17 protein-coding genes are annotated in these 16,215 nt (G+C 58.6%); 8 read left to right on the top strand and 9 right to left on the bottom strand.

Translation table 11 applies throughout. The features are described from left to right. Together crtB and BUA42_RS11830 are read right to left on the bottom strand one after the other, a co-directional pair. Window positions 1-1,041, bottom strand: coding sequence for a 15-cis-phytoene synthase (gene crtB, locus BUA42_RS11835; RefSeq protein WP_072778062.1), 1,041 nt, complete (start codon window positions 1,039-1,041; stop codon window positions 1-3). Then, window positions 1,038-2,588: a phytoene desaturase gene (locus BUA42_RS11830; RefSeq protein WP_072778443.1), complete on the bottom strand. Its 1,551-nt coding sequence runs from the start codon at window positions 2,586-2,588 to the stop codon at window positions 1,038-1,040. The genes crtB and BUA42_RS11830 overlap by 4 nt, the downstream gene beginning before the upstream one ends. A gap of 112 nt (window positions 2,589-2,700) precedes the next feature. On the opposite strand from BUA42_RS11830, the gene crtA reads away from it, so the two are divergent. From crtA to bchO, 4 genes are read left to right on the top strand one after another with little or no spacing between them, the layout of a single operon-like run. Continuing rightward, on the top strand, window positions 2,701-3,420 hold the full coding sequence (gene crtA, locus BUA42_RS11825) for a spheroidene monooxygenase (RefSeq protein ID WP_143152681.1): 720 nt from the start codon (window positions 2,701-2,703) through the stop codon (window positions 3,418-3,420). Next, a complete protein-coding gene (gene bchI / locus BUA42_RS11820) occupies window positions 3,417-4,421 on the top strand; it encodes a magnesium chelatase ATPase subunit I (protein WP_072778060.1) in 1,005 nt (334 codons plus the stop codon). Before crtA ends, bchI begins: the two co-directional genes overlap by 4 nt. Next, entirely contained in the window at window positions 4,418-6,109 is a 1,692-nt protein-coding gene (locus tag BUA42_RS11815) for a magnesium chelatase subunit D (protein ID WP_072778058.1), read from the top strand. The genes bchI and BUA42_RS11815 overlap by 4 nt, the downstream gene beginning before the upstream one ends. After that, window positions 6,102-6,968, top strand: coding sequence for an alpha/beta fold hydrolase BchO (gene bchO, locus BUA42_RS11810; RefSeq protein WP_245819001.1), 867 nt, complete (start codon window positions 6,102-6,104; stop codon window positions 6,966-6,968). Before BUA42_RS11815 ends, bchO begins: the two co-directional genes overlap by 8 nt. On the opposite strand, the gene BUA42_RS11805 is transcribed toward bchO, so the two are convergent. Genes BUA42_RS11805 through BUA42_RS11795 form a run of 3 tightly spaced genes read right to left on the bottom strand, consistent with a single transcriptional unit; the run spans window position 6,941 to window position 9,224 of the window. Continuing rightward, window positions 6,941-7,528 (bottom strand): Smr/MutS family protein, encoded by a 588-nt coding sequence (locus BUA42_RS11805; RefSeq protein ID WP_072778054.1) that lies wholly within the window; start codon window positions 7,526-7,528, stop codon window positions 6,941-6,943. The genes bchO and BUA42_RS11805 overlap by 28 nt on opposite strands. After that, window positions 7,525-8,568 (bottom strand): murein transglycosylase A, encoded by a 1,044-nt coding sequence (gene mltA, locus BUA42_RS11800; protein WP_084066203.1) that lies wholly within the window; start codon window positions 8,566-8,568, stop codon window positions 7,525-7,527. Before mltA ends, BUA42_RS11805 begins: the two co-directional genes overlap by 4 nt. Next, on the bottom strand, window positions 8,565-9,224 hold the full coding sequence (locus tag BUA42_RS11795) for a Tim44/TimA family putative adaptor protein (RefSeq protein WP_072778438.1): 660 nt from the start codon (window positions 9,222-9,224) through the stop codon (window positions 8,565-8,567). Before BUA42_RS11795 ends, mltA begins: the two co-directional genes overlap by 4 nt. A 104-nt stretch (window positions 9,225-9,328) precedes the next feature. Here BUA42_RS11795 and BUA42_RS11790 point away from each other — a divergent pair, with 104 nt between their 5' ends. Both BUA42_RS11790 and secB read left to right on the top strand, forming a co-directional pair. Beyond that, complete coding sequence (locus tag BUA42_RS11790) at window positions 9,329-9,829, top strand: FxsA family protein (protein ID WP_072778052.1); 501 nt, start codon at window positions 9,329-9,331, stop codon at window positions 9,827-9,829. A 67-nt stretch (window positions 9,830-9,896) separates the two neighbouring features. Continuing rightward, window positions 9,897-10,415, top strand: coding sequence for a protein-export chaperone SecB (gene secB / locus BUA42_RS11785; protein WP_072778050.1), 519 nt, complete (start codon window positions 9,897-9,899; stop codon window positions 10,413-10,415). Between the two features lie 3 nt (window positions 10,416-10,418). On the opposite strand, the gene dnaQ is transcribed toward secB, so the two are convergent. From dnaQ to BUA42_RS11765, 4 genes are read right to left on the bottom strand one after another with little or no spacing between them, the layout of a single operon-like run. Continuing rightward, complete coding sequence (gene dnaQ / locus BUA42_RS11780; RefSeq protein WP_072778048.1) at window positions 10,419-11,108, bottom strand: DNA polymerase III subunit epsilon; 690 nt, start codon at window positions 11,106-11,108, stop codon at window positions 10,419-10,421. Next, the gene (gene coaE, locus BUA42_RS11775; RefSeq protein ID WP_072778046.1) at window positions 11,101-11,694 is read right to left on the bottom strand and encodes a dephospho-CoA kinase; all 594 of its coding nucleotides are present in this window, start codon (window positions 11,692-11,694) and stop codon (window positions 11,101-11,103) included. The genes dnaQ and coaE overlap by 8 nt, the downstream gene beginning before the upstream one ends. Beyond that, on the bottom strand, window positions 11,691-12,524 hold the full coding sequence (locus BUA42_RS11770; protein ID WP_072778044.1) for a shikimate dehydrogenase: 834 nt from the start codon (window positions 12,522-12,524) through the stop codon (window positions 11,691-11,693). The genes coaE and BUA42_RS11770 overlap by 4 nt, the downstream gene beginning before the upstream one ends. Further along, the gene (locus BUA42_RS11765; RefSeq protein ID WP_072778042.1) at window positions 12,521-13,120 is read right to left on the bottom strand and encodes a Maf family protein; all 600 of its coding nucleotides are present in this window, start codon (window positions 13,118-13,120) and stop codon (window positions 12,521-12,523) included. Before BUA42_RS11765 ends, BUA42_RS11770 begins: the two co-directional genes overlap by 4 nt. Before the next feature lie 511 nt (window positions 13,121-13,631). Here BUA42_RS11765 and rho point away from each other — a divergent pair. Continuing rightward, complete coding sequence (gene rho / locus BUA42_RS11760) at window positions 13,632-14,900, top strand: transcription termination factor Rho (RefSeq protein WP_072778437.1); 1,269 nt, start codon at window positions 13,632-13,634, stop codon at window positions 14,898-14,900. A gap of 21 nt (window positions 14,901-14,921) precedes the next feature. After that, window positions 14,922-16,205 (top strand): tRNA uridine-5-carboxymethylaminomethyl(34) synthesis GTPase MnmE, encoded by a 1,284-nt coding sequence (gene mnmE, locus BUA42_RS11755; protein WP_072778040.1) that lies wholly within the window; start codon window positions 14,922-14,924, stop codon window positions 16,203-16,205. Window positions 16,206-16,215 lie beyond the last annotated feature (10 nt).

The following is a 16,215-nucleotide window of genomic DNA, read 5'->3' as shown; positions in this document are numbered from 1 at the left end:
TCAGGTAGGCCGACGGTGGGCGTCTATCAAGGCATCGCGCCGGGCGCGCTCATGCAAGGCAACCTGTGCCAGCGCTTCGAACACAGTGTCGGACCGGGTTCTGCGTTCGGTTGCGCGGCCTGCCGCCTGAACCAAAAACTGCGTCTCGGGAAGGCAGCGTGCAAAGAGAACGGCGGATTTCGGCATGACAACTGTGCCAGCGGCTTTCATCGCCGATACGGCCACCCAGGCCAGCTTTTGCGGTTTGGATGTATGGGCCCGCGTCGAGATGGAATCGTACCCGGCCTTCTGCACCTGACCGCCAATCCCGGCATAGATGAAGCGGGCGGCGTAAATACCGGTGCGGGACGTCATCGGAAGCGCGGCGACGCCTGCTTCGGACCGCATGTAAAGCCTGTTGGCTTCCATCACGAGGCGGCGCGTCATTTGCCGGATCGCCTTGGTGGGTTTGGGATTTGCCAGGAACTGATCTTTGGTCAGCCCCGCCTCTTTCAGCCAGTCAAGCGGCAGGTACACCCGGCCTTCAAGCGCATCTTCGCCAACGTCGCGGGCGATATTGGTCAGCTGCATCGCGACGCCAAGATCGCAGGCACGGGCAAGCGCATCGGGGTCGCGGACGCGCATCAGGACACACATCATCACGCCCACCGCAGAGGCAACCCGGGCGGAGTAATCGAAAAGGCCGGACAGGTCGTCATAGGTCCGCCCGACCGCATCCCATGCCAAACCCTCAAGCAAAGCGTCCGGCAGCGCGCGCGGCATCTCGAACTCATCGACCACACGCGCAAAGGCACGGTCCGCGGGCGCATCATCGGGCTTCCCCGCGTAAATACGCTCTAACCGGTCTTGCAAGCGCAGAACTGCAGCGCCCTTTTCCTGCTGAAGATCAACGGCGTCGTCCGCCAGACGGCAGAAGGCATAGAGCGCAAGCGCGGGATCGCGGACCGAAGACGGCAACAGCCGGGAAGCGGCATGGAACGACAGGGAGCCGTGCCGGATCGCTTCACGGCACGCCTCCATATCCGACTGATAGCCGCTCATCCGCGCACCATGGCCGGATCGGGCACGAGCTGCGCCAGAACTTCCGCCGATGAGATCACACCGGGAAGCCCCGCGCCGGGATGTGTCCCCGCCCCGGTCAGGTACAGGCCACGCATCTCTTCACTCACATTATGAGGGCGGAACCACGCGCTTTGGAGAATGCGAGGCTCGATCGAGAATCCGGAACCGTAAGGCGACAGGTAGCGGTTCTTGAATGTCTCGGGGGTGAAGACCTCGGACGCTGTGACACGGCTTGAGAAGCCGGGCAGGAGTTCTTCCTCAAGCGCTTTGGTCAAGCGGACGCGGTATTCGCGCTCCATCTCGGACCAATCCACTGAATCCGCGTGACCCAAATGAGGAACCGGGCTCAGCACATAGAAAGTGTCATCGCCCTCGGGTGCTGCGGTCGGGTCTGTCACGGTAGGGCGGTGAACATAGAGCGAAAAGTCCTTCGCAACCTTGCCCTTCATGAAGATGTCGCGCACCAGACCTTTGTACCGCGGTCCGTTCAGGATCGTGTGGTGCCCCACATCGCTCCACATGTCGCGCGTACCTTTCGTCCCGAAGTACCAGACATAAAGGCCCATCGACCAACGGCGGCTCTTCAGTTTGCCGGCCGTCCACCGTTTTCTTTTCTGATTCCGCAGCAAGTGGTCATAGGTGAACCCGGCATCCGCGTTCGACACCACGATATCGGCCATCAGAACGTCACCGTTTGTCAGCCTGACGCCCCGCGCGCGGTTGTTCTTGACGAGGATTTCATCCACCTCGGTTTCCATCCGAAGCGTGCCGCCCTGATCCTGGATGATGCTCGCCATGTTTTCGGCAATCGCCGCGACGCCGCCCATCGCATAGTGCACCCCGAATTCCTTCTCGAGGTGAGAGACGAGGATGTACATCGACGTGACGTTGAAGGGATCGCCACCGATAAAGAGCGGGTGAAAGGACAGCGCCATGCGCAAACGCTCATCTTTTACGCGTTTCGCCGCGTGGGCGTAGACCGACCGGTCGGCGCGCAGCATCGCAAAGCGGGGAAGCACGCGAATCAGATCCATCAACCGATGCATGGACCGGCGGCCCAGATCCTCGAACCCGAACCAGTAGCGCTCCTCACTGTCATCCAGAAATTTGTCGTACCCGGCGACGTCATTCGGTGACAGACGCGCAACCTCTGCGCGCATCGCATCGGTGTCCTGGCGCGCCGTAAAGTGCGATCCGTCCGGCCATCGAATCTCGTAGAACGGGTCCAGCGGTCGAAGGTCGACCTCCTGATGGAAATCCCGCCCGCAGGCGGCCCATAACTCTTTGAAAACCTGCGGCACGGTGACGATGGTTGGGCCCAGGTCGAAACGGTGTCCGTTTTTCCAGATGCAGGACCCACGCCCGCCGGGGACATCCAGCTTGTCGATCACGGTCACCCGGTAGCCCAGAGCGCCCAGGCGCATGGCAGATGCCAACCCGCCGAGGCCAGCACCGATGACAATCGCGTGCGCGGCAGAAAGTTTGTCGGAATGCGCCGCGAGGGCGGTGTCTAGCTTTGTCATCATTGCGACCATGATATACTGTCAACTTAGATTTACAATCTTATCGCTGTCGCAGCTTCCAGTAAATTAAATATCTTCCCTGTTTCTACGAAATGTGTCAGACTAAGTTGACACTATGGGAACCCACATGCAGACCGTCAGCCTGAGCTTTTATCGCTTTGACACACCGCTTTCGCGCGTGTGGGCGTTGACCATGATGGGTGCGGCACGCCTGTCGCTTCCTCGAATCGCCGGCCTGCAATTCTGGAAACTCTGCGGCTCTGGCACAGGCGAAGGCTTCACGCCCATTCCGAACACGGCCGTCTACGCAATCCTTGGTGTTTGGCGCAGTGAGGATCGTGCGCGAGAGGCCATCGGGTCCGAACCGCTGTTCGCAAGATACGGGAAACATGCCAGCGAAGCGTGGACCGTTTTTCTGACTCCCTATTCGTCACGCGGCGCGTGGTCAGGACACACCCCGTTCGTGGAAGAATCTCCACCTCCGACCGGTCCGATTGCGGCACTCACCCGCGCGACAGTGAAGCCCAAAGTGGCAGCACAATTCTGGAAGCGCGTTCCGGATATCAGCGGGGTCATAGGTGACGATCCAAACGTCATGTTCAAGATCGGCATTGGTGAGGTTCCGCTTCTTCAGCAGATCACTTTTTCGATTTGGCCTGATGCCGATACGATGGCCAATTTCGCCCGCAAAGACGGACCCCACGCCAAGGCCATCCGCGCAGTGCGCGACGGGAAATGGTTCCGTGAAGAGCTTTACGCACGTTTTCGCGTCGCCGGTGAAACCGGCAGATGGGAAGGCCAATGCCCCCGCATTCTGAAGGACATCGCAGCATGAAACATCCTTTCCCGTTCTCCGCCATAGTCGGCCAAGAGCAGATGAAGCTGGCCATGATCCTAACCGCGGTCGATCCGGGCATCGGCGGTGTCCTTGTGTTCGGGGATCGCGGCACCGGCAAATCGACCGCCGTCCGCGCCCTCGCCGCTTTGTTGCCACCGATCCGCAAGTTAAAGGGCAGCAGCACCAATGCTGAAAGGCCCGAGGACCAGCCCGATTGGGCCGACCCCTTGTCAGGCGAGGTTATCGAGGCGCCGACACCGGTCGTTGACCTTCCACTCGGGACAACCGAAGACCGGCTGGTCGGCGCGCTCGACATTGAGCGCGCGCTGAGCCGTGGGGAAAAAGCGTTTGAACCCGGTCTGCTGGCCCGCGCCAACCGCGGATATCTTTACATCGACGAAGTGAACCTGCTCGAGGATCACCTTGTCGACCTCCTCCTCGACGTGGCGCAATCGGGGGAGAACGTGATCGAACGTGAAGGTTTGTCCGTCCGACACGACGCGCGGTTCGTGCTTGTCGGTTCCGGCAACCCGGAAGAAGGCGAATTGCGCCCGCAACTGCTTGATCGGTTTGGGCTGTCTGTCGAAGTGCGGTCTCCGGACGACATCGAGGAGAGGATCGAGGTGATCCGCCGCCGCGCCGCGTTCGACACCGATCCTGACATGTTCGTCAAAAAGTGGTCCGGCGAAGATCAAATCGTGCGTGACCGCATTCTTGCCGCCCGTGCGCAGCTTGCCCAGACCGACGCGCCCGACGACACGCTGCGAGATTGCGCCGGGCTGTGCGTTGCGATCGGGTCTGATGGGTTGCGCGGCGAGCTTACGCTTCTGCGAGCCGCGCGTGCGCTTGCCGCCTATGAAGGTAGCAACGTGGTGACGCGCGAACATCTACGGTCCGTCGCTCCGATGGCGCTTAGCCATCGCATGCGCCGCGATCCGCTCGACGACGCGGGTTCTTCGACACGTGTCATGCGCACGGTCGAGGAAGTCTTTGCATGATCGAAGACCCTTCTGCCGTTCAGGTGCAGGGCCAATTGGCGCTGACCCTGTTGGCAGTGGACCCAGCCGGGCTTGGCGGTCTTCACCTGAGGTCACGCGCCGGACCGGTGCGCGAGTCCTTCACCGCCCCGTTCAAAACGCTGTTCCCCCAAGCGCGGCGCATTTCCCCGTCGATCAGTGATTTGCAACTCTTTGGCGGTGTCGATGTTGGCGAGACGCTCACACAGGGGCGCATCGTCATTGCGAAGGGACTTCTTGCGACCCCGAAGCCGATCATCTTGACGATGGCGGAACGGTGCGAAGCGGGTCTGGCCGCCCGTCTGTCGCAGACATTGGACGCAAAAACCGGACACTGCCTGTTGCTGCTGGATGAAGGCGCCGAAGAGGATGAGGTTGCCCCGCGTGCGATCACGGAACGCCTTGCCTTCCGGGTCGACCTTGAGGGGCTGCGATACGTCGAATTGGCCAGCATGGTCATTCCGCCCGAGAGCCTGACCCAGGCTCGTGCAATCCTGAACGATGTCAAAATTCCGGAAGGCACGGTGGATGCCCTCGCCATCACAGCGGCGCGGTTTGGGATTCTATCGCTGCGCGCACCGCTTCTGGCTTTGGCCGCTGCGCGGGCGAATGCGGCTCTGAATAACCGGAAAACGGTCACCGATGAAGATCTACAGATCGCGGTGCAACTGGTCTACGCGCATCGCGCAACTCAGATGCCGGTTGATGAAGACCCGCCTGAGGATCAGGACACTGAGACGAAACCGGACGACACTCCGGACGCGCAGTCGCCGAAACAGGATGAGTCGGAACTGACCATCCCGGACGAACTTTTGATCCAAGCTGTCAAAGCCATTCTGCCGTTTGACGTACTTGCAGCGCTCGAAGGATCGGGACGCACGAAGACCGCGTCCGGATCAAGCGGCGCAGGGGACAAGAAGCGCGGCAATCGCCGGGGTCGTCCTTTGCCGTCTCGTCCCGGACGGCTGGATGGCGGCAATCGCATAGACATTGTCGCGACCTTACGGGCCGCAGTGCCGTGGCAAACCATTCGCCGCGCACAGTTTCCTGACAGGCAAGGTGTACTGATTCACGCTTCCGACGTTCATGTCCGCAGGTATCAGGAAGTCTCTGACCGTCTGGTGATCTTTGCTGTAGATGCCTCCGGGTCGTCCGCCGTTGCGCGACTGGCAGAAGCAAAGGGCGCGGTCGAACTGATGCTTGCCGACGCCTATGCCCGACGCGATCACGTCGCGCTTATTGCGTTTCGCGGCGAAGGCGCCGACCTGATCCTGCCACCGACACGATCCCTCGTTCAGACCAAACGCCGTCTGGCGGGACTGCCCGGGGGAGGTGGAACACCGTTGGCCTCGGGTCTGAAGGCCGCCGGAGAATTGGCGCAACGTGTCCGGGCGCAAGGACTTTCCCCTTCGCTTGCCGTCCTGACCGATGGTCGCGCCAATGTCCCGCTGCCCGGCAAAACCGGACGCCAGGCGGCGCAGGAAGATGCCCACACCATGGCCCGTCACATCAGAAATATGAGCCTGCCCAGCGCGATGATCGACACATCGATAAGACCGCACCGGGATCTGCAACAGCTATGCGGGGTCATGGCGGCCAAATACATCCCTCTGCCGCGCGCCGACGCGATGGGACTGAGCCGCGCCATTCATTCGGCTCTCGGTGAATGATGCAATGGGTGTGGCGCAAACACTGACCGCGTGGCCACATGCAGAGCATTCCCGCTTTGTATCGGTGCGCCCGCACGTCTGGCATGTTCAGGAAATGGGAGAGGGCGAGACGGTTCTGCTTTTGCATGGCGCAAGCGGATCGACCCATTCCTGGCGCGATGTGATGACGGATCTTGCCAAGGATCACCACGTCATCGCGATTGACCTTCCGGGTCACGGTTTCACGAAACTCGGGTCTCGTCATCGATCTTCCTTACCGCTCATGGCACAGGATCTTCAGAGCCTCATCGATGATCAGGGCTGGCAACTGAAAGCCGTTCTCGCACATTCCGCCGGGGCGGCTTTGGCGCTCCGCCTTTTGCAGGAAACAGGCTCTAACACACCGCTCATTGGGGTTAACCCGGCCTTAACCCCCTTTAAGGGAATAGCGGGTGTTCTGTTCCCTATGGCTGCCCGAGTCGTCGCGATGAGTCCTTTGATGACGAACATGATCAAGCGGCGCATGTCCGGGCCGGAACAGGTCATCTCTCTGATGTCGACCACGGGATCGAACATCTCGGCCGAAGGGCTCGATCTTTACGCCAGACTGTTCCGAAACAAGGATCACGTCGACGGCACGCTGATGATGATGGCGCAATGGAAGCTCGATGGGCTCATGGCCGACCTTCCAAGGATCGAAGTGCCCTGCGTTTTCCTTGTGGGCGAAAAGGACAAGGCGGTTTCACCGAAATCCGTGAAAGACGTGGCCGCGCGGATGCCACATGCGACTGTGACATCGTACGAAGGTTACGGGCATTTGCTACACGAAGAAGCACCGGGGTTGGTCGCCGATCACGTGCGGGATGTTCTGCGCAAGTAAACGTAATACGCGCCACCACCCCCGTGGCGCAGATGCGCTTCGGTGACTTCGAGAACGACAGACGCAAGCGGGGCCATCTTCAACCACATCGGTACTTGTCGCTTCAGGACCCCTCTTTGGCGCGGCATCGGATCATACGGGTCTTCGCTGCGGCCCTTGCCCGTAATCACAAGAACCAGACGAAACCCGCGACTATGCGACGTAAAAATAAACCGCGTCAGTGCAGGATGGGCCTGGTCAAGCGTCATACCGTGCAAATCAATCCGGGCTTCGGGCACAAGCTTTCCACGGCGCATCTTGCCGAAGGTCTTTTTGTCCATGTTTTGCGTAGAGCGGGTGGTCGGTTGGGGCGTCGTGATCTGCCCATGTGGCAAAGCCGATTTCGCACCAACACCGAAGGCTTTTAGCAAATCCATCGGTTGCGGCTCCGGTTTCTGTCGCAGTGTCGGCGCGGTCTTGACGGCCTTCTCGCGATGCAGAGCCTCGGGAAGCGGCTTCGTTGAATGCGCCACTTTCTGCCAAAGCTCGCGCTCGTCCGCTCTAAGTTTCCGTCGGCTCATTGCAGATCCTCGGGCAGATAGGCGTAGGCGCGCTGGATCGGCATCAGCACAACCATGCGACCGGGGTCCTTGATGCGGCCCGCGATTCCACCCGCCTCGTCACCCGTTCCGACAAAGATATCCGCCCGTTGCGCACCTTTGATGGCAGAGCCGGTATCCTGCGCGATCATCAGGCGGTTCAGCGGGTCTTTCCCCGCCTTTTCGATCCACACCGGAGCGCCCAATGGGATGAATGCCGGGTCCACCGCAATCGTCCGCATCGGAGTGATGGATCGGTTCATCGCGCCCAACGGTCCCTGATTTGAAGGGACTTGGCTCACCTCACGGAAAAACACGTAAGACTTGTTGTGAAACAGAAGCTCTTGGCCTTCGACCGGGTTTCGACGGACCCAGTTTCGGATCACCTGCGCCGAGACCTGATGCGCCTGATACACGCCGCGCCGGACAAGTTCTTGCCCGATCGATCTGTAGTTATGGCCATTCGCGCCGCCATATCCAACGCGGATGACTCGCCCGTCAGGGTAACGAATGCGGCCAGACCCCTGCACCTGCAGGAAGAACAGCTCGACCGGGTCATCCACCCAGGCAATCTCAAGCCCGCGACCCTGCATGACATCGCTGGTCAATATCTCGCGCCGGGTCAGCCAAGGCCGCGCTTCCAACGCCTCGGGGGGAATTCGGTACACCGGATGACGAAACCTATCGGTGCGCACGGGTGAGCCGTCCAATTCCGGTTCGAAATACCCGGTGAAGAGGGGGTCCTGACCATCGGTGATCAGAAGCGGACGAAAGAAAAGCTCAAAGAACTGCCGCGCATCGCTGGCATCGAAGGCAACCGCGCATAGCGATGACCAATCCGGTTCATCCAGATCGGCGCATGTGTTTTTGAATACCGAAAGGGCTGCGGCGTGGTCATCGTCAGCCCAACCCTCAAGGTCTTCGAAGCCCAGAATGGAATAATGCGTTTCGATCTCGGTAGGCACGGCTGGTCCTGTACTCATGAAACTCAGGAGTATCGCCGCGCCCAGCCGTCGGATCATTCGCCCGTGGCGACAAGCTGCCAGTTCGGGTCGTCCACACCCATGCGACGCGCGAAGGTCCAGACGTCTTTCTGACGTTTGACCTGCGTCGGCGATCCCTCGACAATCTCGCCAGCGCTATCACGGACAACGGACGTCAGCTCACCGATATACTTGACCGAAATTTCCGCCATGTTGGTGTCTTCGTCGTAGGTCGCATCGACCAGCGACAACTCACGCACGCCGATGAACTCTGCCTCGATGGTGAGACCTTGTTCCTGACGGGCTTCGACGACTTCGGCGAATGTTTCGTAAACGTCATCGCTCAGGAACGGTTTGATCTCGGCAAGATCGCCACGCTCGAACCCCATAAGGATCATCTCGTAGGCACCGCGCGCACCGCCAAGAAAGTCGGCCACGCCAAAGGAAGGCTCGGCGCGCTTCATCCGGGCAAGGGCATCCGCCGCATCGCTGTGTTCATCGACGTGATCCACGATGTCGCGATCCGGTCCGCCATCGATCACTTCGAAGTCACGGCGCGACGACGACCCCGAGTCCTGACGGGGCAGGGGCGGCTTTTCAAAACCTTCCCGCGTGCCCAGAACGCTTTTCAAGCGCAGGATCAGAAACACGGCGATGCCGGCAAGCACCAAAAGCTGTATCAGCGGAGAATTCATCAGGACCTCGCCCAGACCAAAGTGGAAACGTCTTCGTTGCATCCTTATGTAGGTGTTGGGTGATGCATAGTCCACCGCACGCCCGTCGAAAGGAGTCTTCCGAAATGTGGCTGTTTGTGGCTTTTTTGCTCGTCCCTTTGATCGAGATCGGTTTGTTCATTCAGGTCGGAGGGTGGATTGGCTTGTGGCCAACGCTGGGAATCGTCGTTCTTACAGCGATTCTGGGCACCTTTCTTGTGCGATCGCAGGGGGTGATGGCGATCAACAACCTGCGTGGATCATTCTCGCGCCTGGAAGATCCGTCCGAGCCGCTGGCTCATGGCGCAATGATTTTGATCGCGGGTGCATTGCTGCTCACGCCCGGGTTCTTCACTGACGCCGTCGGCTTTGCCCTTTTGACACCGCCTGTGCGACTGACGCTGATTTCATATCTGAAAAAGCGGATCAAGGTGCAGCGGTTCGAGATGGGTCCAGAGCCCGATCCGTTTCGGCGCGATCCCCAACCCCGTCCGCAACCGCGCGATACGGTGATTGACGGCGACTTCCGGGACGTGACGGAAACCAAAAAGCCGACACATCAAGGATCGGGGTGGACCAAGCATTGAGGCTCTGCGCAGCGGCTGTTATGCAGCGCGGGATTTGAATGAACCCGCGATCCCAGGGAGAGAAAAGATGGCAGATACGCCAGAAACCGCACCAGACGCCAACGCCAACGGCGCCGCCGCACAACCGACACCGGTAAAGATGAACGTGCTCGCGCAGTTTGTGCGTGACATGTCATTCGAGAACATCCTCGCGCAAAAAGGCGTGCAGGGCGACGTTCAACCCGACGTGCAGGTTCAGGTGAACCTCGATGCGAAAAAGCGGACGGTCGAAAACCAGTACGAGGTGATCCTGAAGATTCAGGTCACATCGAAAGCCCGCGAAAGCGGCGACACACTTTTCGTGATTGAGCTGGAATATGCTGGCGTCTTCCACGTCGAAAACGTGCCGGATGAGCAATTGCATCCGTTCCTGCTGATCGAATGCCCGCGGATGCTCTTCCCGTTTGTGCGCCGCATTGTAAGCGACGTCACGCGCGACGGTGGGTTCCCGCCGCTGAACCTCGAGACTATTGATTTCCTTCAGCTTTACCGCACCGAGCTCGCACGCCGCGCGCAGGCGAAGCAGTCCGAGACAGCGAACGCTTAAGCGTCAAAGACGCTTCCACAGCGCTTCATCACCAAGGCGATCGACAAAGGCGGCGTGAGCCGCCTTTTCCGTTTCAGAAATCCGAGAGGGCAAAGGTGCCTGTCGCGGCTGAGGACGCCAATCCGCGGCTTTGTCGTCACCGTCAGATTTGCCCTGTGCGACGTTCAGCCCGAAGTCCGGCTGCTTGCCACCGATCAATTCAAGATAGACCTCGGCAAGAATCTCGGAGTCGAGCAAGGCGCCATGCAGCGTCCGCGCAGAGTTATCGATCCCGAACCGCCGGCAAAGCGCATCAAGCGATGCCGGTGACCCCGGAAACCTGCGCCGCGCAATCGCCAACGTGTCAATCGCCCGGTCAAAAGGAATCGCCGGACGCTTCAACCAGCCAAGTTCTGCGTTGATAAATTTCATATCGAAGGCAGCGTTGTGAATCACAAGCTTTGCATCGCCGACGAAATCCACGAAAGCCTGCGCAATGTCAGCAAAAAGCGGCTTATCCCGCAGGAAATCATCGCCAAGGCCGTGGACCTCGAACGCCTCCTGGGGCATCGCGCGTTCGGGGTTGATATATTGATGGTATGTCTTCCCAGTCGGAACGTGGTTGAACAATTCCACCGCACCGATTTCGACGATACGATCGCCTTGTTCCGGTTCGAATCCGGTGGTTTCCGTGTCGAGAACGATCTCACGCATCGCTAAGCTTGCCCCGTATCTGCTCGATCACATCGTGGACCTGACGGCGCGCATCTTCAAGTGTCTCAGTTGTGATCACAAAATCAGAGCGAGCACATTTTTCATCGTTCGGCATCTGCTTCGCCCTGATCGCCAGGAACTGGTCTTTCGTCATCGTACCGCGCTGCAGAACGCGTTTTTCCTGAAGTTCCGGTGAGACAGTGACACATGCAACCGCGTCCATCTCTTTCTCGGCGCCGGTCTCGAAAAGCAGCGGAATGTCGAAAACAACGATTTCTGAGTCCTGATTGGCGGCAAACGTCTCGCGATCTTCCCGCACTAAAGGATGAACGATCTGCTCCAATGCTTTCAGTACCGTCGGATCTTCTGAAATCAGCGCACGCAACGCCGTACGATCCACGGCGCCGTCCGTGACCGCGTCAGGAAACTGCGCTTCAATCGCAGCGACTGCTACACCGCCCTTAGCATACAATCGATGCACCGCCGCGTCTGCATCCCAGACCGCGCATCCCGCTTCCGCAAACATCTGCGCAGTGGTCGATTTGCCCATGCCAATCGACCCGGTCAAACCCAACTTGAATGTCACCTGAGAACCGCCGCGCGGGCGTTTTCGTCAACGACAGGCCGTTTCCCGAACCAGCGTTCGAATCCGGGCACCGCCTGATGCAGCAACATCCCGACGCCATCGACAACGCGGCAACCGTTCTTTTCCGCCTCTGTCAGCAATCGCGTCCGCAGCGGCGTATAGACCAGATCGTTCACAATCGCACCGCGCCTGAGCCCGTCCAGTGGCACGCGCATCTCTGGTTTTCCGACCATGCCCAAAGATGTGGTATTAACCACGAGATCGGCTTCTTCCAACACATTCCCGGCCTGCACCCATTCCACGACCTGAATGCGGTGACCGAAATCCTCGCGCAGCTTCTCGGCTCGAATGCGGGTGCGATTGGTCAGCAGGATCTTCGGCACACCTACATCAAGCAAAGAAGCGATGACCGCCCGCGCCGCGCCGCCAGCCCCAAAGACCACGGCCGGTCCGGTTTTCGGGTTCCAATCCGGGATCGTCTGGCGGATATTTTCAATGAAACCATAGCCATCCGTGTTGTCGGCATGGATCCGGCCATCCTTGCGAAAGATCAGCGTATTCGCCGCCCCGATTAGCGTCGCCCGATCGGTGATTAGATCGGCAAGCTCCATCACCTTTTCCTTATAAGGGATGGTCACGTTCGCGCCCACGAAGCCGAGGTCTGCCAAACGCGGCAAGAGATCGGCAATCTTTTCGGGCGCGATGTCGATGGGGATGTAATGCCCCTTCAAGCCATATTTGCGAATCCAGTAGCCGTGCAGATGAGGGCTTTTCGAATGTGCAATCGGATGCCCGATCACACCCGCCAGTGGAATTCTCGTATCACTCATCCGTCGATCCGTCCGGTCAGGGTCAGGTGGTTCAGGAGTTCCAGTAACGGAAGTCCAAGCACGGTGAAATAGTCGCCTTGCACCTGCGTAAACAGCCGCGCGCCTTCTTCTTCAAGTTTGTAAGCCCCAACTGAGTTCTGCACGCTGTCCCAGTTCCGGTCGAGGTAGGCTTCAAGATAGGCGTCCGAGAAGTCCCGCATTCTCAGACGCACAACACCCACGTGCCGCCATTTCGGTTCGCCGTTCTCATAAAGAACCGCGGCAGACAGCAACGTGTGGGACTGATTGCGAAGATGTTGCAGCTGAACGCGCGCTTCGTCTTTGTCACGCGGCTTGGCAAAGATGGTTTTACCCAAGGCCAGAACCTGATCGCAGCCAAGGACAAGCGCACCTGGCATTTTGTCAGACACTTTCCGTGCTTTCATCTCGGCCAATGTATCGGCGATATCCCGGGGCGGGGCGTCTTCTGCTTCCAGGGCCTGGCGCACAGCGTCTTCATCGATTCGCGCGACCGCCACATCGAATCGCAGCCCCGCGTTACGAAGCAGGTCCGCGCGGATTTCGGACCCGGAAGCGAGGACAAGATCAAGATTCATGTGGAAAACTCCTTGGACAAACCGGGGCATTGCCCTGAACGATTTGCGGAAAACCACGAGCAGCCGCAAGGGAAGGATGGGTTATCCTTTCTGTCCCAACTCAGTCACACCGGTTTTTAGCATGTGGAAAGGATAAGTGGATGACTTGGAAAACCCCAAAGCAGTGCGATCTGTCCCCAGCTCTTTTGAAGAGTGCACAGAGTTGTCCCATGCCGAAACGCTTAGATTTTCGAGTGCTCGGCCGATTACCCACATTTGTCCTCCCGTTTGTCCACGACACTTCTTTGATGCGCAGCCCCTTGAATAAGTCGAGGACAATTCCGAAATCCACAGGACGCCCTTCTTTCTACAAAAATCAAAATCCTTTCTTTCTTTATCTTTTATTTAGAAAGACAGGGATGTTTGACAGGGTTCGGCCCCTCCGCTAAGAGCAGCACACTCCAGTTCTGGATGTGACCTTCCAAAGACCACATAGATGAGACCGCTCCAACCGTGCGGTCCGGGATTTTCCATGAGTGAAAAACTGAACCTTGCCGATTTGAAGGCAAAAAGCCCCAAAGACCTTTTGGCGATGGCCGAAGAGCTCGAGATCGAAAACGCGTCTACGATGCGTAAGGGCGAGATCATGTTCCAAATCCTGCGCGAACGCGCGGATGAGGGATGGCAGATCTTCGGGGATGGTGTGTTGGAGGTTCTCCAGGACGGGTTTGGCTTTCTGCGCTCACCAGAGGCAAACTACCTGCCGGGTCCTGATGACATCTATGTCTCGCCTGAAATGATCCGCAAGTTTTCGCTCCGCACGGGCGACACCATCGACGGAGAAATCAAGGCGCCGGAAGACAACGAGCGGTACTTCGCGCTGATGAATTGCAGCCAGATCAATTTCGAAGAGCCGGAACGCGCCCGTCACAAGATCGCCTTCGACAACCTGACACCGCTTTATCCCGACGAGCGTCTCAAGATGGAAATCGAGGACCCGACGATCAAGGATCGCTCGGCCCGCATTATCGACCTTGTCGCGCCCATCGGAAAAGGTCAGCGTGCGCTGATCACGGCGCCGCCCCGGACCGGTAAGACGGTGTTGATGCAAAACATCGCGCATTCCATCGAACGCAATCACCCTGAATGCTATCTGATCGTTCTTCTCATCGACGAACGCCCGGAAGAAGTCACCGACATGCAGCGTTCCGTGAAGGGTGAGGTCGTGTCCTCCACATTTGACGAACCCGCAACACGCCACGTTGCCGTGTCCGAGATGGTGATCGAGAAAGCAAAGCGTCTTGTCGAACATAAACGAGATGTTGTTATTCTTCTCGACTCTATCACAAGACTTGGTAGAGCTTTCAACACCGTGGTTCCGTCCTCGGGCAAAGTTCTCACCGGTGGTGTGGACGCCAACGCACTTCAGCGACCCAAGCGTTTCTTTGGTGCGGCGCGGAACATCGAAGAGGGCGGTTCTCTCACCATCATCGCCACAGCGCTGATCGATACGGGCAGCCGCATGGACGAGGTGATCTTTGAGGAATTCAAAGGTACGGGTAACTCTGAAATCGTTCTGGATCGCAAGGTGGCGGACAAGCGCGTCTTCCCGGCGATGGACATTCTGAAGTCCGGCACGCGGAAAGAAGACCTGCTGGTCGACAAGATTGATTTGCAGAAGACCTTCGTGCTTCGTCGTATTCTCAACCCGATGGGCACCACCGATGCCATCGAATTCCTGATTTCGAAACTCAAGCAGACTAAAACGAACTCGGAATTCTTCGATTCGATGAACTCGTAAGCCCGACGCGATTGACCGGCCATGGACACCATCTTCGCGCTGGCCACTGTTCCAGGCAAATCAGGCGTTGCCGTGGTGCGGGTTTCCGGGGCCCAGGCCTTTGAAAGCTGCCGACTGTTTGGTTTCGAACCTGTGCCACCGCGCCGCACCGCCTTGCGGCGTCTGGTTCACAAGGATCATGGTTTCCTTGATGAAGCGTTGGTTCTGACCTTTGCAGAGGGCGCAAGCTTTACGGGGGAACCGGTTGTCGAGTTCCATTTACATGGCAGCATTGCCATTGCTCAGGCAGTTCTGACCTGTCTGTCGGACGTGGATGGGTTTCGAACAGCGGAGCCAGGAGAGTTCACCCGTCGTGCCTTGGACAACGGACGGCTTGATCTCACACAGGTCGAAGCACTGTCGGACTTGATTGATGCCGAAACCGAAATGCAGCGGAAGCAGGCGTTATCTGGCTTTTCCGGCCGCCTGCGTGACGCGGCCGAAACATGGCGGACGGATTTGATTCACGCCTTGTCCCTGCTTGAGGCCACGATTGACTTCGCGGATGAGGAGGTGCCAGTCGACGTGTCGTTGGACGTGTCAGCCTTGCTCGGGCGGGTATCCAACGATCTTGATCGAGAGATTTCGGGGTTTTCGATTGCTGAACGTGTGCGGACCGGCTTCGAAGTGGCGATTGTCGGGCCTCCTAATGCAGGAAAATCTACCTTGCTCAATGCCTTGGCGGGTCGTGAAGCGGCGATTACGTCGGAAATTGCCGGGACAACACGAGATGTGATCGAAGTCAGAATGGACCTCGACGGTCTCCCGGTCACGTTTCTGGATACCGCCGGTCTCCGCGACACCGAGGACGTGATCGAGGCGAAAGGAATTCAGCGGGCAGTGGACCGGGCCAGCCGAGCCGACCTCCGGGTTTTTCTGGCCGGGTCTGGAGAGGTGTCTCAGGTCCAAAAACAAGATGGTGACCTGGTTGTTCAGGCCAAATCCGATCTGACGGACGACGGAACTGGTGTGTCCGGCAAGACGGGTCAGGGTATTCCCGAGCTGATTTCTAATGTGAAGCGCGTCTTGCAGGACCGCGCGACAGGGGCGGGTTTGGTCTCGCATGACCGACAGAAAGACGTCGTGATACGCGCGCGGTCGCATCTGGCAGAAGCTTTGACCTTTGCTGACAAAGGTCCGGAATTCTATGATCTTGCGTCCGAGGAACTTCGTGCCGCTGTGTTTGCTCTTGAACGACTCGTAGGTCGTGTAGATGTAGAAGACGTGCTAGATAAGGTGTTTTCCAGCTTCTGCATCGGAAAGTGAGGAGTGTTTC

Source organism: Marivita hallyeonensis, assembly GCF_900129875.1.
Taxonomy (GTDB): Bacteria; Pseudomonadota; Alphaproteobacteria; order Rhodobacterales; family Rhodobacteraceae; genus Marivita; species Marivita hallyeonensis.
This window is presented reverse-complemented; position numbering and strand designations above follow the sequence as displayed.